Genomic DNA, 17,658 nt, shown 5'->3' on the forward strand with positions numbered 1-17,658 from the left:
CCGTGTGCGGCGCCGACGACGCAAATGCCGTCGTCACCGCGTCAGTCGAAGACGATGACCGGTTTGATCGCCTCGCCGCGCTTGGACGCGTCGATCGCGTCGTTGATCTGCTCGAAGCCAAAAGTGGTGACGAGCCGGTCGAACGGGAACTTACCGGCCCGATACATGTTGATCAGCTCGGGGATAAAGGTCTGCGGGTCGGCGTCGCCTTCGATGACACCCGACAGCCGCCGCCCGAGCAGCAAATGCCCCTGGTCGATGGTGATGTCGTGTTGGAGGCCCTGGAATCCAACGGTGGCGCAGTGCCCGGGTGAGCGCAGGATCTCCAGGGCCTGGCGGATCACGGCGTTCGAGCCGACCGCGTCCAGCGAGCAGTCGACGCCGGTGGCCACAATGTTCATCACGTCCCAGACCAGGTCTTTTGTGGTGGCCGGGTTGAAGGTGTGGGTGGCGCCCAGATCGCGGGCGGTTTGTAGGCGCGACTCGTTGACGTCGATGGCGATCAGCGGGTCGCAGCCGGTGGCCTTGCCGACCATGATGGCTGAGAGTCCGACAGCGCCGAGCCCGAAGACGGCCAGGCTTTCCCCGGCGGCGGAGCGCAGCACGTTGAGCACGGCGCCGGCGCCGGTCTGAAGGCCACAGCCCAGCGGGCCGAGTAGCTCCAGCGGCAGGTCGGTGGGTACCTTGACCGCGTTGCGGGCGCAGGTGATCGCCAAGCCGGCGAACGTGGACTGGCCGAACCAGTTGCCGTGGATGTCCTCGTCGCCGGCGCGGATAGTGACCGTGCCGTCGAGGCGTTCACCGAAGTAGTTCAGCGGCGCGAACAGATCGCAATACGCCGGCGTCTTGGAGCGGCAGGTGTCGCATTCGCCGCAGTAGGCGTAGCTCAGCACAACGTGATCACCGGCGGTCAGAGTGGTGACCGCGGACCCGACCTCGACGACGACGCCGGCGCCCTCGTGGCCCAGCACCGCCGGCAACGGCAACGGCACCATTCCCTCGGCGGCGGAGATGTCGGTGTGACACACCCCCACCCCGGCGACGCGTACCAGCACCTCGTCGTCGGCGAGCTCGGCGAGCTCGACGTCCTCCAACGACAGGGGTTGGCCTGCGTCGCGCAGAATCGCTGCGCGCGCGACGCGGGAGTGGCGGCCGGCATCCACGACGGTCGCAGCGGGGCTCACAGGGTGGGTCAACGGATGTCCTTGTGTCGCTTCGGATTTAGACGGCGTCTTTTTGGGCGACCAGCTCGCGGTAGACTGGGAATAGTGGCTTGGTCAGCGGTACCAGCTTGAGGATCTTGTTGACCGGGCCTTTGGCTTTGACCTGGCCTTTGGCCAGCCCGACGCCGAGGTTGTATTCCCCGCGCCAGAATTTGTCGCCGATGTCGGCGGGCATGTAGAGCTTGACGTCAGCGTCGGCGTTGTCGCCACCATCGGTGACCTCGATGGTCGGCTCACGCAACGTGACCGTCATGGCGGCGTCGGGGTCGGTGTAGTAGATCTGCAGGTCGATGTCGGCGGCTTTGAGTTTGGGGCCGACTTCGGTGTCGTTGGCGGCGCGGAAGACGCCGCCGAGGTACTTGTAGATCTCCTCGGCGCTGCTGTAGTAGGCCATGGTTGTCTCCTCCAACGGTGAGATGGTGGTGGATGTGGTTGCGGTGCAACCGAAGTGGTACCAAACTGCGGTATCAGCTACCGGCGGGGGGTGTCCAGCGCACTGGTAGTGAATGCACGCCGTGGATGAAGTTGTTGACCTGGTAGTCGGGCTCGCCGGTCAGCTCGATATCGGGTATGCGCGTGTAGACTTCGGTGAGCACCGAACGCAGCATCTGCCGTCCCAGCGCGTTACCGAGACAGAAGTGCGGGCCGCCGGCGCCAAAACCCATGTGATCGTTGGGGCTTCGCAGGATGTCGAACTTTTCGGGCTCGTCGAAATGTTCGGCGTCGCGGTTGGCCGAGCAGTACCACAGCACCAGGTGCTCGCCGGCTTTGATCTCGGCGTCACCGATGCGGGTGTCCTCGGTGGCCGTGCGTCGGAAGTGCATCACCGGGCTGGCGTAGCGCACGATCTCTTCAGTAGCGCTGCCGACTCGGCCGTCGAGGTCTTCGAGCAACAGCGCGCGCTGGTCGGGGAACTCGGAGAACAGCCGCACCGCGTGGGCGATTGAGTGCCGCGTGGTGTCGTTGGCGGCCGAGCCGAGCAGCGAGAAGAATGCGCCGATCTCCCATTCGTCGAGTCGCTGGCCTTCGAACTCGGCGTTGACCACCCAGCTGATCAGGTCGTCCTGAGGGTGTTTGAGCCGCTTTTCGGCTTGCCGTAGCGCGATCTCCTGAATGCGTTCGGACTCTTCGGCGTGGGTGGTCAGCGCGTCGCGGCCCAGCGCCATGCGCGGGTCGTCCCAGGCCAGCATCCGCTCGGCGGCTTCCATGACGATGTGCTGTTCTTCGCTGTCGCGGTCGAGACCGAAAAAGTGGGCGAAGATACGGCCGGGCACATATTTGGCGTAGTCCTCGGAGAAGTCGCCTTCGCCGCGCTCGATGATCTCGTCGAGCCGGTCGCGGGCGTGCTGGCCCACCCATTCGGTGAGCTTGCGGACGTTACGGGGGGTGAAGGCCTGCTCGACGATGCCGCGCATCTTGCGGTGCTGCTCGCCGTCCATCACCAAAAACGAGGCGGTGGCGGTGAGAACGATTTCGGGCATGTCCTCCATCAGCACGCCCTTGCGCGAGCAGAACAGCTTGGCGTTGCGCGAGACGTAGCGGCAGTCGGCGTGCTTGGTCACCGACCAGAACCCGGGGGTGTCTTCATCAGGGGGCAGCAGCGTCGACTCATACGGACGGTGATAGGACAGCGACGGCGCGCCACGCAGCCGCGCGAACGCCTTGTCGCGTTGTTCGAAGTCTTGAGCCCAAAAGGCGCGCGACGACAGATCCAGGTCGGGGTCGCTGATGATCCGGGGATGGTCGGCGATGCTGCTCATGGCTCCCAACGTTTCCAGCAGGCTGACGGTTTGACGATCCAGCAGTCGAGGCAAGCGCATCCCTCGTTAGGGGTGCACCTGGGGCCGCGGAGAACTATAAGCGCCGTCACTGATTTGGCCGTTAACGGTGCCGGCCTGGACCAAGGCGCGGTTGACGAGGCCGGAACCGGCCAGCGCCAGGCCGCCGTCGATGGCGATGCGCGCCCCGGTCACGAACGACGCCAGCGGGCTGGCAAGCACGACGGCCATCGCGGCGACTTCCCCGGGGGTTCCGAAGCGGCCCAACGCGATTCCGTCGGTCCAGGGCTGCTCACCGATGTGGGCGGCGAGCCGCTTCATGCCTTCGGTCCCTCCGATCGGGCCGGGCACCAAAGCGTTGGACCGGATGCCGTAGGGCCCCCATTCGGCAGCTAGGTGGCGCATCAGGCTGTCGATGCCTGCTTTGGCGGCCCCGACGTGGGCCTGATGGAGGTAGGCGTTGTCGGACTGGCCGGCGGAGATGAACTGGATGTTGCCGCGGGTGGTTCTGAGTTGGTCAAAGGCGCTGCGTGCGGTGTGAAACGAGCCGAGCAGGTCGATGTCGATGACGGTGCGAAAACCCTTGCTGGACATGTCGTGTGCGGGTGCCAGGAAGTTCCCGGCGGCGCCTGCGATGATGGTCGACAGCGGCCCGATCTTCTCGGCGGCGTGGCTGATCGCGGCGTTCATCGCTTCAGGGTCACGCACGTCGGCAACGGCGGTGGCGACTCGCCCGCCCAGTGCGCGCAACTCCTGGGCGGCGCGCTCGAGGCGTTCTTCGCTGCGCCCACAGATCGCCACGTCGGCGCCCACTTCAGCGAAAGCGTGGGCGATCGCGAGGTTGATGCCGCTGCCGCCGCCGGTGATGAACGCCGCGGTGCCGGCCAACAGCCGTGGTGACAGGCAATCGGTCAGCACGCTCACAGCGCCCCCACCACCGCGTTGACCGCTGACAGGGCCGGGTTTTCCCGATCGATCATGGCGGTCACGATGCGTCGCACTTTGAGGACTCCGGCGTCGGCAGACACCCGGAACCCGTTGGCCGATCCGCGGTATCCGACATTGTGTTCGATGGCTTCGAGCACGTCGACGTCGACTCGCATGACGTGTTCGAACACCGAATGCAGATGGTCGCGCACATCGGAATTGCCGAGGTGATAATCGTGGGCGAACCGCCAGAACAGGTGGGTGCTGGTCTCGGTTTCAGGGGTGACGGCCTGAATGCGGGTGTGCCGCAGCGGTTTATCATCACTGTCGTATATGTCCCAGCTTTCGGCCAGCACAGCCGGGGAGACGAAGGTGCCGTGGTGGCGGCGACGGTACGCGGTGTCGCGGGGTAGCCCGGTTGCGGTGGCCTCCCAGTCAGCCAGCGGCGCCAGCGGCAGCCCGCGGGTGTAGGTGACGGAGGTTTCTGAGACCTGGATCTCGTCGAGGGCGGGAACCTGGTCAATGTCCTGTGGTGTTTCCTGCGGGTGCACCCAGGGGATATGGGTCAAGTCGAGGTAGTGCTCGTGGACCAGCATGTAGTTGGCGTTGACGCGCAGGTAGGTCCCCGAGATGTCCCAGCCCGGTTCGGTCAGCCAGGGCAGCTCTGGCAGTGAACGGTGTTGGGCGCGGTTGGGATCCCCCAGCCAGATCCAGACGAACGAGCCGGCTTCGCGCACCGGGTACTGTCGCACGCACGCCCCGTACGGTGGGCGGGGCTGGGAGGGAACCCGCACGCATGCACCGGAGGCGTCGTAGTGGATGCCGTGGTAGGCGCACGTGATCTCGTCACCGTCGAGGTGGCCTCGAGACAGCGGGTAACCGCGGTGTCCGCAGGCATCGTGGAGTGCGACTGCGCGCCCGGATTCCAAGCGGTACAACATGATTGGAGTGTCGAGCAGTCGCCGGCCCAGCGGTTCGCGGCTGACCTCCTCAGTCGAGGCGGCAACATACCAGCAGTCGTGCGGGTAATTGGCACTCACAGGTCCAGCACCAGACGTGGGGACCGGGACCGTGAAACGCACACCATCATGCAGTCATTCTCGGCTTTCTCGTCGTCGCTGAGCACCGAGTCACGGTGATCCGGTTCGCCTTCCAGAACCGCGGTTTCACAAGTCCCGCAGATGCCTTCCATGCAGGAGGCCAGCATGCTGATTCCATGTTCTCGTAACGCCTCGAGGATGGTGTCGTCGGCGCCGACGTCGATGGTGATCCCGGAGCGCTTGCATACGACCTCGAAGTCATCGACCGCCCCCGGGGAGGATTGACCGTCGGCGGGTTTGGCGGCGAAGCGCTCCACGTGCAGCGCCCCTTTGGGCCACGACGCGCAAGCCTGTTCGACCCCGCTGAGCAAACCCTCTGGGCCGCAGCAGTACACCTGGGTGTCTTCCCGCGGGTTGCCCAGAACGCTGTGCAGATCGAGCAGGCCGCGCTCGTCGCTGGGCCAGATCGTGACCCGATCACCGTATTTCGCCAACTCATCGAAGAACGCGATCGTGGTTCGGCTGCGCCCGCCGTAGAGCAGGTGCCAGTCCGCTCCGTCGGCGTCGACGGCTTCGATCATCGGCATGATCGGTGTGATGCCGATACCGCCGGCGATGAACTGGTAGCGGGCGGCACGCCTCAGCGGAAAGTTGTTGCGCGGCCCTCGAACCGAGACGGTGCTGCCCTCGTGCAGTTCGTGGTGTACGTGCTTGGAGCCGCCGCGACCGTGGGGGTTGAGCAGTACAGCGACTTTCCACCGCTGCCGGTCGGCGGGGCTCGAGCACAGCGAGTACTGGCGAACCAGCGCGTCGGTGAGCAACAGGTCGATGTGGGCGCCGGGGTTCCAGTCTGGCAGTTGCGCACCGGAAGGATCTTCGAGCACCAAACCGATCACCTCATCGGCGAGTTCTTCGCGGGAAGTCACTACCAGCTCGACGGTGCGTTCCTGCATTTGCGGAACTTGGCTCACACCAATTCCTTTCCCCAACGCTTGCGGGTGTGCCTCGCACGCCTAAAGCGTGCGTCGGGGCCACGAACTCGACAAGCCGTCGGAGGGTGGAGTGCCATACCCCGAACGGGGGTTTTGTCTGGGTCAGGGCTGATCGAGGAAGTCTTCGACGATCGGCGCGAGTTCGTCTGCACTGGTGAGCAATCCGAGGTGACCGTCGTGGAAGATGTGCAGCCGGGCGTGCGGGATGATCGCCTCGAGCAGCCTGCCGTTCAACGGCGGGATGACCGGGTCGTCATCGCCCGTGAGGATCAGAGTGGGCTGGCGGATCAGCCGCGAGAATGGGATGCTGCTCCAGCCCAGCACGGCCAATTGCTGGTAGAACAAGCCGCGGCGACTGGTGCTCATGTGGTCGAACAGCGACAGTGCCTGCGGGGCCTGACGGGCTTTGCCGCCGTAGATGATTGGCGCGACGCGGCTGGCATGTTTCGCGTCGTCGAAACGACGCCGGGTCAGCATTTCGCGGACCACCTGCGGGCGGCCCGGGATCAGGGCGCCGGCGGCGGTGCTGACCAGGATCAGGCGCCGGCAGCGGCGCCGGTATTGGAAGGCGAACTGCTGGGCCAAAGCCCCGCCCCAGGACACTCCGAGGGTGTCGACTTCCTCGACGCCAAGCGCGTCGAGGGCGTGGCTGGTCAGCCGGGCCACCTGCCACATCCGGTAGGGAAGCGCCGGGGAGGCCGACTCACCGGTGCCGGGGACGTCGACGCGGATTACCGTTGCATCCGGTCGCAGCGCGTCGACGAACGGTTGCAGGCCCTCCACCCGCACACCCAGACCGTTGAGCATTAGCAGCGGTGGGCGCGGTGAGGATCCTCGGCGCACCGACACTCTCAGGTGGTGGCCGTCGACGTCGATGAACCGCGTCTCGGTTTCGGGATCGATCTGATCCAGGGCAGCGTTCATCGTGTTCCTCCAGTCGGCGCGGTGATCGCGGTCAATTAACGCGGACGGTACCGCCGTCGCGACACCGGTTGGCCAAGGACGACCCGGTCGGTGGAGGCGTTTACCGCGAATGGGAGATCGTCGCGCCGCATCCCGGTTCTTAGCGTGAATGGTCTTGGACGGTCGTCGTGTCTGCCCGGTTGACGGCCGCCCGTGGCACGGTGACCCACGAGGGTGCGCCGGCTTTCGCGTGGAACGAGGAAACTCATCGTGCAATCGCTAGTTCAAAACGGCTTCCAGCTCACTTTGCAGCAGGTACTGCGGCGGATGCGCACCATGAACTCCCACGTCGAGGTGGTCACCTTGCTCGAGGCCGGGGGCAGTACGTCGCGCGCCAGCTATGGCGAGGTGGCCCGGCGCGCCGACAAACTCGCCGCGGCGCTGCAGCAGTTAGGCGTGTCCCCCGGTGATCGGGTCGCCACCTTCGCTTGGAACACCCAGCAGCATCTGGAGGCCTACCTGGCTGTGCCGTGTATGGGAGCGATCCTGCACACGTTGAACATCCGGCTCTCCGATGACCAATTGGCTTACGTCATCAACCACGCCGAGGACCGCGTCATCATCGTTGACGAATCGTTGGTGGCCCAGCTGGAGAAAATCCTTCCCGCTATCACTGGGGTCGAACACTTCATCGTCATCGGTGCCGGCACCGGCACGCTGCCGAACGCCGTGCGCTATGAGGAGTTGCTCGCCGCGCAATCCGAGGGCTTCGACTACCCCGACATCGACGGCACCGCAGCAGCGAGCCTGTGCTACACCAGTGGCACCACCGGACATCCCAAAGGTGTTCTGTACGGGCACCGTTCGACCGTGTTGCACGCCGTGGCCGAAGGCCTCACCGATACCCTCGACGTCCGCTCAACCGATCGGGTGCTGCCGGTGGTGCCGATGTTTCACGCCAACGCCTGGGGGTTGCCCTACACCTGCGGCATGCTTGGCGCCTCCATCATCTTGCCGGGCCGGTTCCTGCAGGCCGAACCGCTGCTGCGGCTCATCGCCTGCGAACAGGTCAGTTTCGCCGCCGCGGTCCCTACGATCTGGAACGACGTTCTGCGCAAAGCGACCCCACGCCCCGAGGCGCTGGCCTCGCTGCGCCGTGTGGTGTGCGGCGGGGCGGCGGTGCCGCTGTCGTTGATGCAGCGGTTCGAGGAGACGTTCGGCGCACCCCTAATCCAAGGATTCGGCATGACCGAGACCAGCCCGCTCGTCGCGATCGCCGAGGCCCCCGCCGGTGTGACCGGTGCGGACAAATGGCGTTACCGCGCCAAGACCGGGCGCATCAGCCCGCTGGTGGAAGCCCGTATCGTCGACCCCAACGGCGCCGAATTGCCCTGGGATGGCGAACAATCCGGTGAGCTTGAACTCGCCGGGCCGTGGATCGCGTCCGGTTACTACCGCGACGAGGCGGCGACTGAGGAAAAGTTCCGTGACGGCTGGCTGCGCACCGGAGACGTCGCCACCATCGACGCGCTGGGCTATATCCAGATCACCGACCGCGTCAAAGACGTCATCAAATCCGGCGGGGAATGGATCTCCTCGATCGAGATGGAGAACGCGCTGATGTCGCATCCGGCGGTGCTCGAAGCCGCGGTGATCGCCAAACCCGACGAGCGCTGGACCGAACGCCCGCTGCCGTGCGTGGTGGTCGATACCGAGGATCTCACTACCCCCGAAGCCCTAAACGCCCATATCCAGGCGCAGTTCGCCAAATGGCAGCTGCCCGACGAATACGTCTACATCCCAGAGGTTCCCAAGACCAGCGTCGGCAAATTCGACAAGAAAGTGCTCCGCAAAATGCTGTCCGACGGTGCGCTGCCCGGCCGCAAACCGGTGCCGGCCAAGGACTCCGCTACCAGAGCGTCGCGCGATACCGCGGCCGCAGACTGAGTGGCGTCCGCTCTGCGCGCCGCGGCGGTCGCCCGCGTGCGGAATGGAGCCGGCCGGACGTCGGTTCTGCGGCGACTAGTTGGGTGGGTACCCGCGGGCCGGTGAGATGCCGCGCAGGATCCAGGCAAACCAGTCCACGCCGTGTTCGAGCTCGTCGCTGGCGTCGTAGTCGGGGCTGGGGTCGGGTGGGATGTTGTTGGCGATCGATCCCGGTGGCAGCGCGGGTTGCGGGCGCCCTCCGGTCGGGTGACCGTAAACAGCGACCACCACGGTGCGGTCGGGTGAGTTCAGCGACCACACCCCGATGTTGCTGTTGGCACAGTTGGACATGATCGCCATGTCAGCGGGGTTGTAGTACCACTGGTTGATCAGCTCGACCCCGCTGATTGCCAGCGCAGGGTTGGTGGCGATCGTTTCGGTCACCGGGCCCTGGAAGCCGGCGGCGTCGGCGCGCTGCTGCGGGGTGGAGCCATCGGAGCCGATGTCGCCGTCGAGGTAGCGGTTGTCCATCAGGTCGTTGGCGTGTCGTTGAGCTGCGTGCTGCAGCGCGGGATTGGGCCGCACATCGTTGGTGCAGCCGGCGTGTTGCTGGATGGTGTAGACGTTGGCCACGACACCGTCGTTGAGTCGTTTGTTGTTCGGGATCAAGGTGTTGTTGTCGCCGTCGGCCAGCGCGTGCGGCGAACCGAGTGCCGGGCACAGCGCCATGGCGAGCGATCCGGCGAATGCCAGGTGCCGATAGACCATCGCGGTCTCCTTTTCGCGGGTCAGCCGCCAGGCGGTGGCTGGTAGTGGGCCGCGGAGTTACGTAGCTGCCAGAGCAGGTCTGGGCACAACAGATTGACCGCATTGGACACCAGGTAGTTGGCGGCGAATTCGTCGTTGGGCAGCACCTCGTTTTTCACCTGCCCCATCACCTGGGGGTAGCCCTGGCCGCTGCCCACGCGGTCGCAGATGCTGTGCCCGTAGTCGACAGCAGCATCGGGGCTGGCGAAGTCGTAGTGCCGGCGAACGGTGACGTCGTAGACGTATTCGAGCTCGGGTGCCGGCGCGCCGCGCGCGGCGGCAGGGTGCAGCAGTGTTAGCGCCGCGGCGCTGACCGCAACGGCGGTGATGGTGTGGATGCGCATCGTCGTCGGGTGCACCGTCTGGGTGTTAGATCGGCTCGAACTGCGAGATCAGCCATCTGCCGGCGACCCTGTCGAGGGTGACCCGCACACTGGATGCGGTCTCGGTGGGGGCGTCTTGGCCGATGATCACGGTCTGGTTGACGAAAAGCATTGCCACTGCGTGGTTTTCGGTCGCCGACACCGCCGCGGCGGCTGGGACGGTGGCCACAGCGGAGATCTGCTTCTGCTTGGCCCCGGGGATGACCACATCGCGGGTCAGCGAGGTGTAGCTGTCCAGGAATGTTCCGGTCAGCCCGGCCCGGGCGGCCTCGAGATCTTTCTCGACGGTCGCAGGTTTGTAAGACAGCAGCGCGATGGTGGCGTCGCTGGCTGCGTGGACTGCCTCAGCGCCTGCGGATTGGCTGTCGCGGGCCGAAAAATCGTGCCATTTCAGCAATCCTGCGGCGATCACCATGAGCACAGCGATCGCGGGCAGCACCCCGTAGGCGGCCAGGCGTGAGAAGCGCAGCCGCCCGTCATGGGCGTCGGCGGCATCGGCCGCGAGGTCGTCGTCACTGTCGTGGGCGTCGTCGGTGTCCTCGGCGGCGGTGGCGGAGGGGTCCCGGTCGGGGTCACTGCGCCCGGTTTCGGCGACAGTGTCCGGCTTTTCGGCGTCGTCGGCGCGGTCTGTGACGACGCGCAGCACTCGGCGGATCACGGGACGAACCCGACGTTGGACACCTTCACCTGATCTCCGATCTTGTCGACGTTGATGCGCATCCGCCATTCCCGGGGCATGTGATCATCGGATACGGCGTTGGATGTTTGCACCGACACCGTCACCAGTGCTTGCGCGGAGGAGGCGTTCGACGATTCGAGGCCGGCTTCGGTGATGGTGCCCACGGTCTTGGCTTTGGCTTGTTTGACGACCTCAATGAACGGTTGTGAGCGTTTGAGGAAGTCGTCGTAGAACTCGCCGGTGGCACCGTCGAGGATGCGATGCACGTCGGTGTCGGCGTGCTGCCAGTCGATGGTGGTCAGGTTCAGCGCGCCCTGCTTGGCGGTCTGCAGGAATTCGCGGCGCTCGGCCAGGTTCTGGTGCGACTGGTAGGTGCGAAAACCCAACCAGCCCAACAATGCTGCCAGCGCGACGATGACCAGTGAACCGGCCAACAGGGCGCGCCGCACCGCGGTCCACGATGCCTGCGCGGATGGCTGCTGGTCCTCCTGGTCCGGCTCTTCGGTCGGTTCTTCGGTGTCGGTGTCGACGGCACCGTCGTCGGTGACGTCGTCGGTGACGGGGTGTTCAGTGTCGGTGGCTGTCGGCATGGCGCGCTCCTTTCGTGGTCGGTGCCGGCTGGGATGGCGGCGGTGCTCAGCTGCCGGGCGGCAGCATCATTTGCTGCCAGGTCTTGTCTTTCGACGCGGAGTGGGCGAGATCGGATTGGGTGTACTGGCGTCCGTCGGGCCCGATGTAGGTTCCGGTGTCGGGGTTGTATTGGGCGGCGGCCACCGGCGGCAGGGCCGGCGGCGGGCGTGGTGGTGATCCTGGTGGCAGCTGCGGAATATCTTGGCCGCTGTAGGTGGCGTTGGGGTCGCCTTTCCAGTTGTCGCCATCGTTGAGCGGCACGTAGGGTTCGTCGCTTTCGCACTGCTTGACCGTCGCGGCCCGTTTACCGGGCCGGGTTTCGCACGGGGTGTTGCGGGCTCCGCGCACTCCGTTGGGTGAGTCTTGCGGGATGCGGCAGTACAGGTCGCCGGCCGGGCGGTCGGGGTAGTCCTCGAGGGCGGCGTTGCGCATCTGCTGGGCCGGTAGGTAGCCGGTGGTGCATGGCGGGGGCAGGTTGACGTTGAGGTTGAAGCTCAGATAGGCGCCCCGGTAGTCCTGTTTGGTGTTGGCGTTGGCGACGAACGAGCCTTGCTCCACAGCGATCAGCTGGGGTGCCAGCACCAGGATTTCTTCGAGGTCGTTGTTATAGGTGACCGCGACTTGGCTGACGCTGGCCAGGTTGGCCAACAGGATGGGCAGGGTGGGTTGGAGCCGCTCGACCAGTTGGCGGGCGGTGCTAAGGGTGGGGGCGCCATGGTCGATCACGCCGGCAAGGGCGCCGTCGTGGGTTTGCAACTCGTGGGTGACGGTGGCCAGGCTCGAGGCCCATTCCTGGATCGACGAAGAGGTTTCTCCTTGGGAGTCGAGCACCGGTTGGGCGTTGTCGATGAGCGCCAGCATGGGGTCGAGGTTGGCGCGGGCGTCGGTGGACAGGTTGATGGTGCCGTCGACGAGTTTGGATAGCTGTGGGCCGAGTCCGCCTACCGCGGTGAAGGATTCGTCGATCACGGTCTTCAGGTTGTTATGCGGAATGGCTTGCAGCCCGGTGCGCACCGAGTCCAGGACGGAGTTGATGTCGCGGGGCACCGAGGTGTCTTTGACGGCGATCACGTCGCCGGCGCGCAGCGGGCGGGCGGTGGCACTGCGCGGCAACAGTTCGACGTACTGCTCGCCGACCGCGGACTGGCTGTGCACTTCGGCTTTGAGGTCAGAGGGGATGTCGATCCCGGATTTCAGGGACAGCTCGGCCACGACCCCGCTATCGGTCAGATGCAGCGCCTGGACGCGGCCGACTTCGGTGCCGCGGTAGGTCACGTTGCTGGACTCGTAGAGCCCGGCGGCGCGGGGTAGCTGCACCGACACGGTGTAGCGGCCGACGCCGAACAGTGTGGCCGGAACTTTCATGTAATGCAGGGTCATCTGCGCTAGCGCCGCCGTCGCGATGACGGTGAAGATGGCCAGCTGGATGCGGACTTGCCGGTTCAGGTGCATGTCAGCGTCCCTGGTCGTAGTGATAGGGCGCGGTCAGCGGGTTGCCCTTGTTGAAGGGGCCGCCGGCCATGCACGGGCTGGGGTACTGGCCGATGGTGCGGCCCCATTGCAGTTCGAGCTCGGTCAAATCGCACTCCCATCGGGTGCCGGTGAACAGGCCAGCGTCGATGCGGCTCAACGTGAGGTCGATGACCGCGGTGAGGTTGGCGTAGTCGCCGCGCTGCCATTTCTCGACGGTGCCGTTGGGGAACGGGTAGGTCGGGATCAGGCCTAGCGACTGGACGACGCTGGGTCCGGCGTCGCCGAGTGCCGCCAGGACGGGTCCGACGTCGTGCAGCTCTTTAGTCAGGTTGGTTTTGGTGCGGTTGATCATGTCCGCGGTCAGTGCGCTGAATTTGCCGAGGTTGTCGGCGGTTTCGACGAGGTTGGAGCGTTCGTCGTTGAGGATCCCGAGGGCGTTGGGGATCGTTTGGACCGCGCGGTCGAGCACGGGCTGCTGGGCGGCGAATTTGCCGAGCAGGTTGTTGAGGCTGTCGCTGGCGGCGATGATTTCGCCGCTTTGGTCGTTGAGGTTGCCGGCGAAGGTGTCGAGTTGGCCGATCAGGCTGCGCAGGTCGTGTTCGCGGCCGCGGAAGGCGGTGCTCAGCGCGGCGGTGATGTCGCCGGCTTGGCCGACGCCGCCGCCGTTGAGGACGAGTGAAAGTGCGGCCAGGGTCTGTTCGGGTGTCGGGTACGCTCCCGCGCGTGCCAGGGGAATGACCGAGCCGTCGCGCAGCCGGCCTTGAGGCGGCTGGTCGGTGGGAGGGGCCAGCTCGATGTGCAGCGACCCGAAGATGGTGGTCATGCCCATCTTGGCGGTGGCGTTGGCCGGCAGGTCCACGTCGCCGGCCACCCGCATCGTGACCAGCGCGTGACCGTGCTGGAGTTGGATGTTGGTGACGTGACCGACGGTGACGTCGGCGACGCGTACCCGCGAATTTGATTGCAGGTTGCTGACATCGGGCATCTCGGCCTGCACTGTGAACGATCCGGGGCCGTTACCTTCGGTGCCGGGCAGCGGCAGCGAGTTCACTCCGCGCCATCCGCAGCCTGAAATCAGGCCCGCGGCCATCACAGTGATGAGAACCGTTGCTGCGCAACGCCGTCGGGTGCGGGTCATGATCCACCTCCAGGGGGCACCATCATCCCGGGCAGTCCGGCTGTGGGGTTGGTGGCGGTCGGCGCGGGTGCTGGTGCCGCGGGCTGCGGCGGCGGAGGGGATGAGGCCGCCGCAGCCTGCGGTGGTTCGGGGGCTGGTGGAACAAAGTCGGGTCGCATCCAGTCCTGGCTGTAGGTGACTTCGTTGGGTCGGGCCTGGGCGCCGACGAACAGGTCTTCGCCAAGCGGTAGGAAGTTGTATTGCCGGTTCTTCAAGATCGGCGCCAGGTATTGCATGCACAGCTTGGAGGACTGCTCGGCGCCCAGACGTGAGGCGGCTTGGATGGCGCCGCACAGGAATGACACTGGGCTGGCGAAGTTGTTGACCATCAGCTCCCCCGTCAGCGAGCCGTTGGCCGGTTCGTAGATGTTGTTGAAGTCGGCCATGACCGTGGGCAGTTCGTGCAGTGTTTGTTTGACGTCGTCGAGGCTGGCGACCACGGCGTTGCTGATCGAGGTCAGCTTGTCGGAGGTGGTGCCGATTGCTTCCTGGTTGTCGGCGATAAAGCTCTGCGCTTCGGGCAGCACCGTGTTGAGGTCCTCGATGGCCTTGCTCACCTTGTTGGGGTCATCGGCGAGCAGCGATGACACCGAGGCCAGGTTGGTGTTGAGCTGGCTGAGCAGCCCGGAGCTGTCGCGCAGCGCGGAGACCAGGGTGGACAGATTCCTGACGCTGCCGAAGATGTCTTTGCTGTGATCGCCGAGCGCAGACACGGTCTGGGACAGCTTGATGACGCTGTCGCGGATGGAGGGGCCTTGTCCGCGCAGGTTGTCCGCAGCGGTGTTGACCAGAGCGCCCAGGGTGCTCACCCCGCCGGGGGTGGTGGGTTGCAGCATGTCGGTCAGCCGTTCGAGTTGGCCGCGCACGTCGTCCCACTCCACCGGCACCGCGGTGCGGTTTTGCGGGATGACCGCGCCGTCGCCGAGTGTCGGGCCGCCGCTGTAGGGCGGGGTTAGTTGGATGGCGCGCCCGGTCACCAGCTGCGGTGACAGGATGACCGCCATCGCGTCAGCCGGTGCCTTGTACTTGCGGTCGAACCAGAAGGTGATCTTGGAGCGCAGCGGCTGGGGTTCGATCTTTTCGACCTTGCCGACCGACACCCCGCGGATGCGGACGTCGTCGCCGGCGAATAGTCCGGTGCTGTTGTCGAAGTAGCCGACGACGGTGGTGCGGCTTGTCCAACCCAAGGCCTCGGTGACGACCAGCCCGGCGGCGATCAGCACCATGGTCAGCGCGGCGGCCGCGGCGATGCGGGTATGTTCACCGACCCATCGGCGGGCGGCAGTCAGGGCGGTGTTGCCGCGCGGCCATCGCCTCATCGGTCGCCTCCTGGCGGGGTGGGGGGTCCGACGTCGATAACAGTCGGTACGGGCAGCGGGCCGGGCGCGGCGTGCTGGTCGGCCGGCGGGGGTGCGGGCGGACCCGGTGGCGGGCCGCCCGGCGGCGGCGCCGGCGGGGGTTGCCGGTAGGGGTAACAGCCTGGGCCCGGCAGAGGCACCGGCCCACACTGGTGGTCTTGCGGGTTGCCGGTGATCGCGTCGGGCAGGGTGCGGCGCGGTTCGCCGCCCTGGCCGGTGCGCGGGTAGGGCATCGGCAGCGGCGGGGTTCCGGGCTGCCCGGTCTGAGGGTCGGTCAGCTGCGCGGGCGTCTTGGTCGCCGGGTCCAAGCCCAGGTCGGAGAACGCCGCATCGACGAACGGCTGAATGAACTGGCCGGGCAACAAGTTAACGACGTATGCCTTGAAGAACGGGCCGGAAGAGATCGTTTCGCCGAGTCCCATCGCGTACACGTTGAGCATCTTGATGGACTGCTGCAGGCGTTCTTTGCGGTTGTCGACGATCTGCAGAACGCCGTTCAGTTTGTCGAGGGCGGGTTTGAGTTGCTGGCGGTTATCGGTGATGAACCCCTCCAGCTGATGGGCCGCCGCGGAGATGCTGCCCGCGATCTGGTCGAGCGCCGCGCTTTGGGTGCGCAGTTGGGCTAGCAACGCATTGGTGTCGCGGACCAGGGCCACAATCTTGTCAGTGCGTTTGGCCAGCACGGTGGCGGCTTTGTTGGCGTTGTCGAGTAGGCTGCGCAGGTGCGCGTCGCGGGCATCGAGGGTTTGGGCGAACCGCGCCACACCCTGCACGGCGCTTTTGACCTCCGGCGGGGTGTCGGAGAACGTTTTCGCCAGTGTGGCAAGGGAATCGGAAAGCTGGTCGGTGTTGATCCCGCTGATCGTGGCCGACAGATCGCCCAGGGCAGCGGGCAACTGGTAAGGCGACACGGTGCGCTCGACGGGGATGGTGCCGCGCAGCTGCCCGTCGCCGGCGGGGGTGACGTCGAGTTCTTTGGTGCCCAGCAGGCCTTTGGTGCGAATCGCGGCCTCAGTACGGTCACCGAGGTGGATGTTGTTAGCAACGTCGAAGGTGACCTTGGCGCCGGTGTCATCGAGGGCGATGTCGGTGACTTTGCCGACCGGGAACCCGGACACCTGCACGATCGCGCCGGTGAACAGTCCTCCGGCGTCGCTGAAATATGCTGAATAGCTTGTTTTTTGGTGGATGAATGGCAGTTTCTGGTTCTCAATCGCGATCAGCACGGTAACCAGCACCGCGATGACACCGACGGCGCCGACTAGCAGCGGGCTGCGTTCGGAAAACGACTTTCTGGCGGTCATTTCGGTGCGCACCGCCCCGTGGACTGTCCGGCGATTTTGGCGTAAACGGGTTGTCCGCCTTTGCCGTTGAATTTGAGGACGACGTCGCAGAAGTAGAAGTTGAAGTAGTCGCCGTACATCGCCTGGCGGTTGAGGACCCGGTATTTGTCGGGCAGCGTGTTGAGGATGTTCTCGAGGTATTCGCGCTGGGCCAGCGCGTTGGTGGCCACCCGGTCGGTTTCGCTGACCGCTTTGCGGATCGCCGGGCGGGTGTGGGCAAGCAGGTCGGCCAGCGCGCCGGTCGCGGCGTTGGTGTAGGCCACCGCGTTGGAGATGTCGGTTTTGCGTTCGGCGAGAGCGCCCACCAGCTGCGAAAGCGAAGTCACTGTTTTGTCGAGTTGGTCGGTGTGCCCGCCCAGGGTGGCCAGCACGGCGTTGAGGTTGTCCACGACCTGGCCGATGAGCTGGTCACGGTCCGCCAGGGTGTTGGTGATCGCGGCGGCCTGGTTCAGAAACGACCCGATGGCCGGTCCTTCGCCCTGCAGCGCCGCCGTGAGTTCACCGCTGAGCGCGTTGAGCTGATCCGGTTTCAGCGCGCGCAGCAGCGGTCTGAATCCTCCGGTGACCGAGTCGAGGTCGAGGGCAGGGTGAGTGCGTGCTATCGGGATCGTGTTGCCCGGCCGCAAGATCTTCGGGTTATCGGCGCCGTCGGTCAGCGCGAGGAACCGCCCACCGATCAGGTCGTCGTAGCGCACTTCAGCCTGGGTCGCTTCGGTCAGCACGACTGAGGAGTCGGTGCTGAATTCCACCCGCACGGTCGCGTCGGAGTTGACGGAGATGTCTTTGACTTTGCCGATCTCGACACCGGCCTCGCGGACCAGGTTGCCGGTCCGCAGCCCCGAGACGTTGCTGAACACTGCTGTGTAGGTATTGTTGGACTGCCCGAAGCGCAGCTGGGCGAACACCGCGACCGTGGCGAACAGTGCGAGCGCGCAGATCGTTAGGAAGATCGCCAGGCGCACGACCACGCCTTTGAGGTTGTCGGTCACGGCGTCTCCTGTTGTGGGATTAGGTTTTCG

Annotated in this window: 17 protein-coding genes; 1 reads left to right on the top strand and 16 read right to left on the bottom strand. The window is 65.7% G+C overall.

Annotated elements, in window-relative coordinates; all coding sequences use genetic code 11:
• Nucleotides 1–41 precede the first annotated feature (41 nt).
• The 7 genes from MJO58_RS15025 to phaZ all read right to left on the bottom strand — a co-directional run bounded on the left by MJO58_RS15025 (nt 42) and on the right by phaZ (nt 6,884).
• Nucleotides 42–1,196, bottom strand: a complete 1,155-nt coding sequence (locus MJO58_RS15025; RefSeq protein ID WP_434086237.1) for an NAD(P)-dependent alcohol dehydrogenase — start codon at nt 1,194–1,196, stop codon at nt 42–44.
• Between the two features lie 25 nt (nt 1,197–1,221).
• On the bottom strand, nt 1,222–1,617 hold the full coding sequence (locus MJO58_RS15030; RefSeq protein WP_239719902.1) for an SCP2 sterol-binding domain-containing protein: 396 nt from the start codon (nt 1,615–1,617) through the stop codon (nt 1,222–1,224).
• A 73-nt stretch (nt 1,618–1,690) separates the two neighbouring features.
• On the bottom strand, nt 1,691–3,037 hold the full coding sequence (locus MJO58_RS15035; protein ID WP_239719904.1) for a cytochrome P450: 1,347 nt from the start codon (nt 3,035–3,037) through the stop codon (nt 1,691–1,693).
• A gap of 12 nt (nt 3,038–3,049) precedes the next feature.
• Nucleotides 3,050–3,925 (bottom strand): SDR family oxidoreductase, encoded by an 876-nt coding sequence (locus tag MJO58_RS15040; protein WP_239719905.1) that lies wholly within the window; start codon nt 3,923–3,925, stop codon nt 3,050–3,052.
• Entirely contained in the window at nt 3,922–4,968 is a 1,047-nt protein-coding gene (locus MJO58_RS15045; RefSeq protein WP_239719906.1) for an aromatic ring-hydroxylating oxygenase subunit alpha, read from the bottom strand. Before MJO58_RS15045 ends, MJO58_RS15040 begins: the two co-directional genes overlap by 4 nt.
• Entirely contained in the window at nt 4,965–5,939 is a 975-nt protein-coding gene (locus tag MJO58_RS15050; protein WP_473143354.1) for a PDR/VanB family oxidoreductase, read from the bottom strand. Before MJO58_RS15050 ends, MJO58_RS15045 begins: the two co-directional genes overlap by 4 nt.
• 123 nt (nt 5,940–6,062) lie before the next feature.
• Nucleotides 6,063–6,884 carry a poly(3-hydroxyalkanoate) depolymerase gene (gene phaZ / locus MJO58_RS15055; protein WP_239719907.1) on the bottom strand — a complete coding sequence of 274 codons (822 nt, stop codon included), beginning with the start codon at nt 6,882–6,884 and terminating at the stop codon, nt 6,063–6,065.
• 249 nt (nt 6,885–7,133) lie between these two features.
• Between phaZ and MJO58_RS15060 the strand changes: the two genes are divergently transcribed.
• Nucleotides 7,134–8,810 carry a long-chain fatty acid--CoA ligase gene (locus MJO58_RS15060; protein WP_239719908.1) on the top strand — a complete coding sequence of 559 codons (1,677 nt, stop codon included), beginning with the start codon at nt 7,134–7,136 and terminating at the stop codon, nt 8,808–8,810.
• Between the two features lie 75 nt (nt 8,811–8,885).
• On the opposite strand, the gene MJO58_RS15065 is transcribed toward MJO58_RS15060, so the two are convergent.
• The 9 genes from MJO58_RS15065 to MJO58_RS15105 are packed head-to-tail and all read right to left on the bottom strand — an operon-like array spanning nt 8,886 to nt 17,628.
• Nucleotides 8,886–9,557: a CAP domain-containing protein gene (locus MJO58_RS15065; RefSeq protein WP_239719909.1), complete on the bottom strand. Its 672-nt coding sequence runs from the start codon at nt 9,555–9,557 to the stop codon at nt 8,886–8,888.
• Between the two features lie 20 nt (nt 9,558–9,577).
• A complete protein-coding gene (locus tag MJO58_RS15070; protein ID WP_239719910.1) occupies nt 9,578–9,955 on the bottom strand; it encodes a DUF732 domain-containing protein in 378 nt (125 codons plus the stop codon).
• 10 nt (nt 9,956–9,965) lie between these two features.
• A complete protein-coding gene (locus MJO58_RS15075) occupies nt 9,966–10,637 on the bottom strand; it encodes a hypothetical protein (RefSeq protein ID WP_239719911.1) in 672 nt (223 codons plus the stop codon).
• Nucleotides 10,634–11,248 (bottom strand): Rv1363c family protein, encoded by a 615-nt coding sequence (locus MJO58_RS15080; protein WP_239719912.1) that lies wholly within the window; start codon nt 11,246–11,248, stop codon nt 10,634–10,636. Before MJO58_RS15080 ends, MJO58_RS15075 begins: the two co-directional genes overlap by 4 nt.
• 46 nt (nt 11,249–11,294) lie before the next feature.
• A complete protein-coding gene (locus MJO58_RS15085) occupies nt 11,295–12,740 on the bottom strand; it encodes an MCE family protein (protein ID WP_239719913.1) in 1,446 nt (481 codons plus the stop codon).
• A gap of 1 nt (nt 12,741) precedes the next feature.
• Nucleotides 12,742–13,899, bottom strand: coding sequence for a virulence factor Mce family protein (locus MJO58_RS15090; protein WP_239719914.1), 1,158 nt, complete (start codon nt 13,897–13,899; stop codon nt 12,742–12,744).
• The gene (locus MJO58_RS15095) at nt 13,896–15,257 is read right to left on the bottom strand and encodes an MCE family protein (protein WP_259608705.1); all 1,362 of its coding nucleotides are present in this window, start codon (nt 15,255–15,257) and stop codon (nt 13,896–13,898) included. Before MJO58_RS15095 ends, MJO58_RS15090 begins: the two co-directional genes overlap by 4 nt.
• Nucleotides 15,254–16,600, bottom strand: coding sequence for an MCE family protein (locus MJO58_RS15100; protein ID WP_239719916.1), 1,347 nt, complete (start codon nt 16,598–16,600; stop codon nt 15,254–15,256). The genes MJO58_RS15095 and MJO58_RS15100 overlap by 4 nt, the downstream gene beginning before the upstream one ends.
• Complete coding sequence (locus tag MJO58_RS15105; protein ID WP_239719917.1) at nt 16,597–17,628, bottom strand: MCE family protein; 1,032 nt, start codon at nt 17,626–17,628, stop codon at nt 16,597–16,599. Before MJO58_RS15105 ends, MJO58_RS15100 begins: the two co-directional genes overlap by 4 nt.
• Nucleotides 17,629–17,658: the final 30 nt, after the last annotated feature.

This window comes from Mycobacterium lentiflavum (assembly GCF_022374895.2).
In the GTDB taxonomy this organism is placed as follows: domain Bacteria; phylum Actinomycetota; class Actinomycetes; order Mycobacteriales; family Mycobacteriaceae; genus Mycobacterium; species Mycobacterium lentiflavum.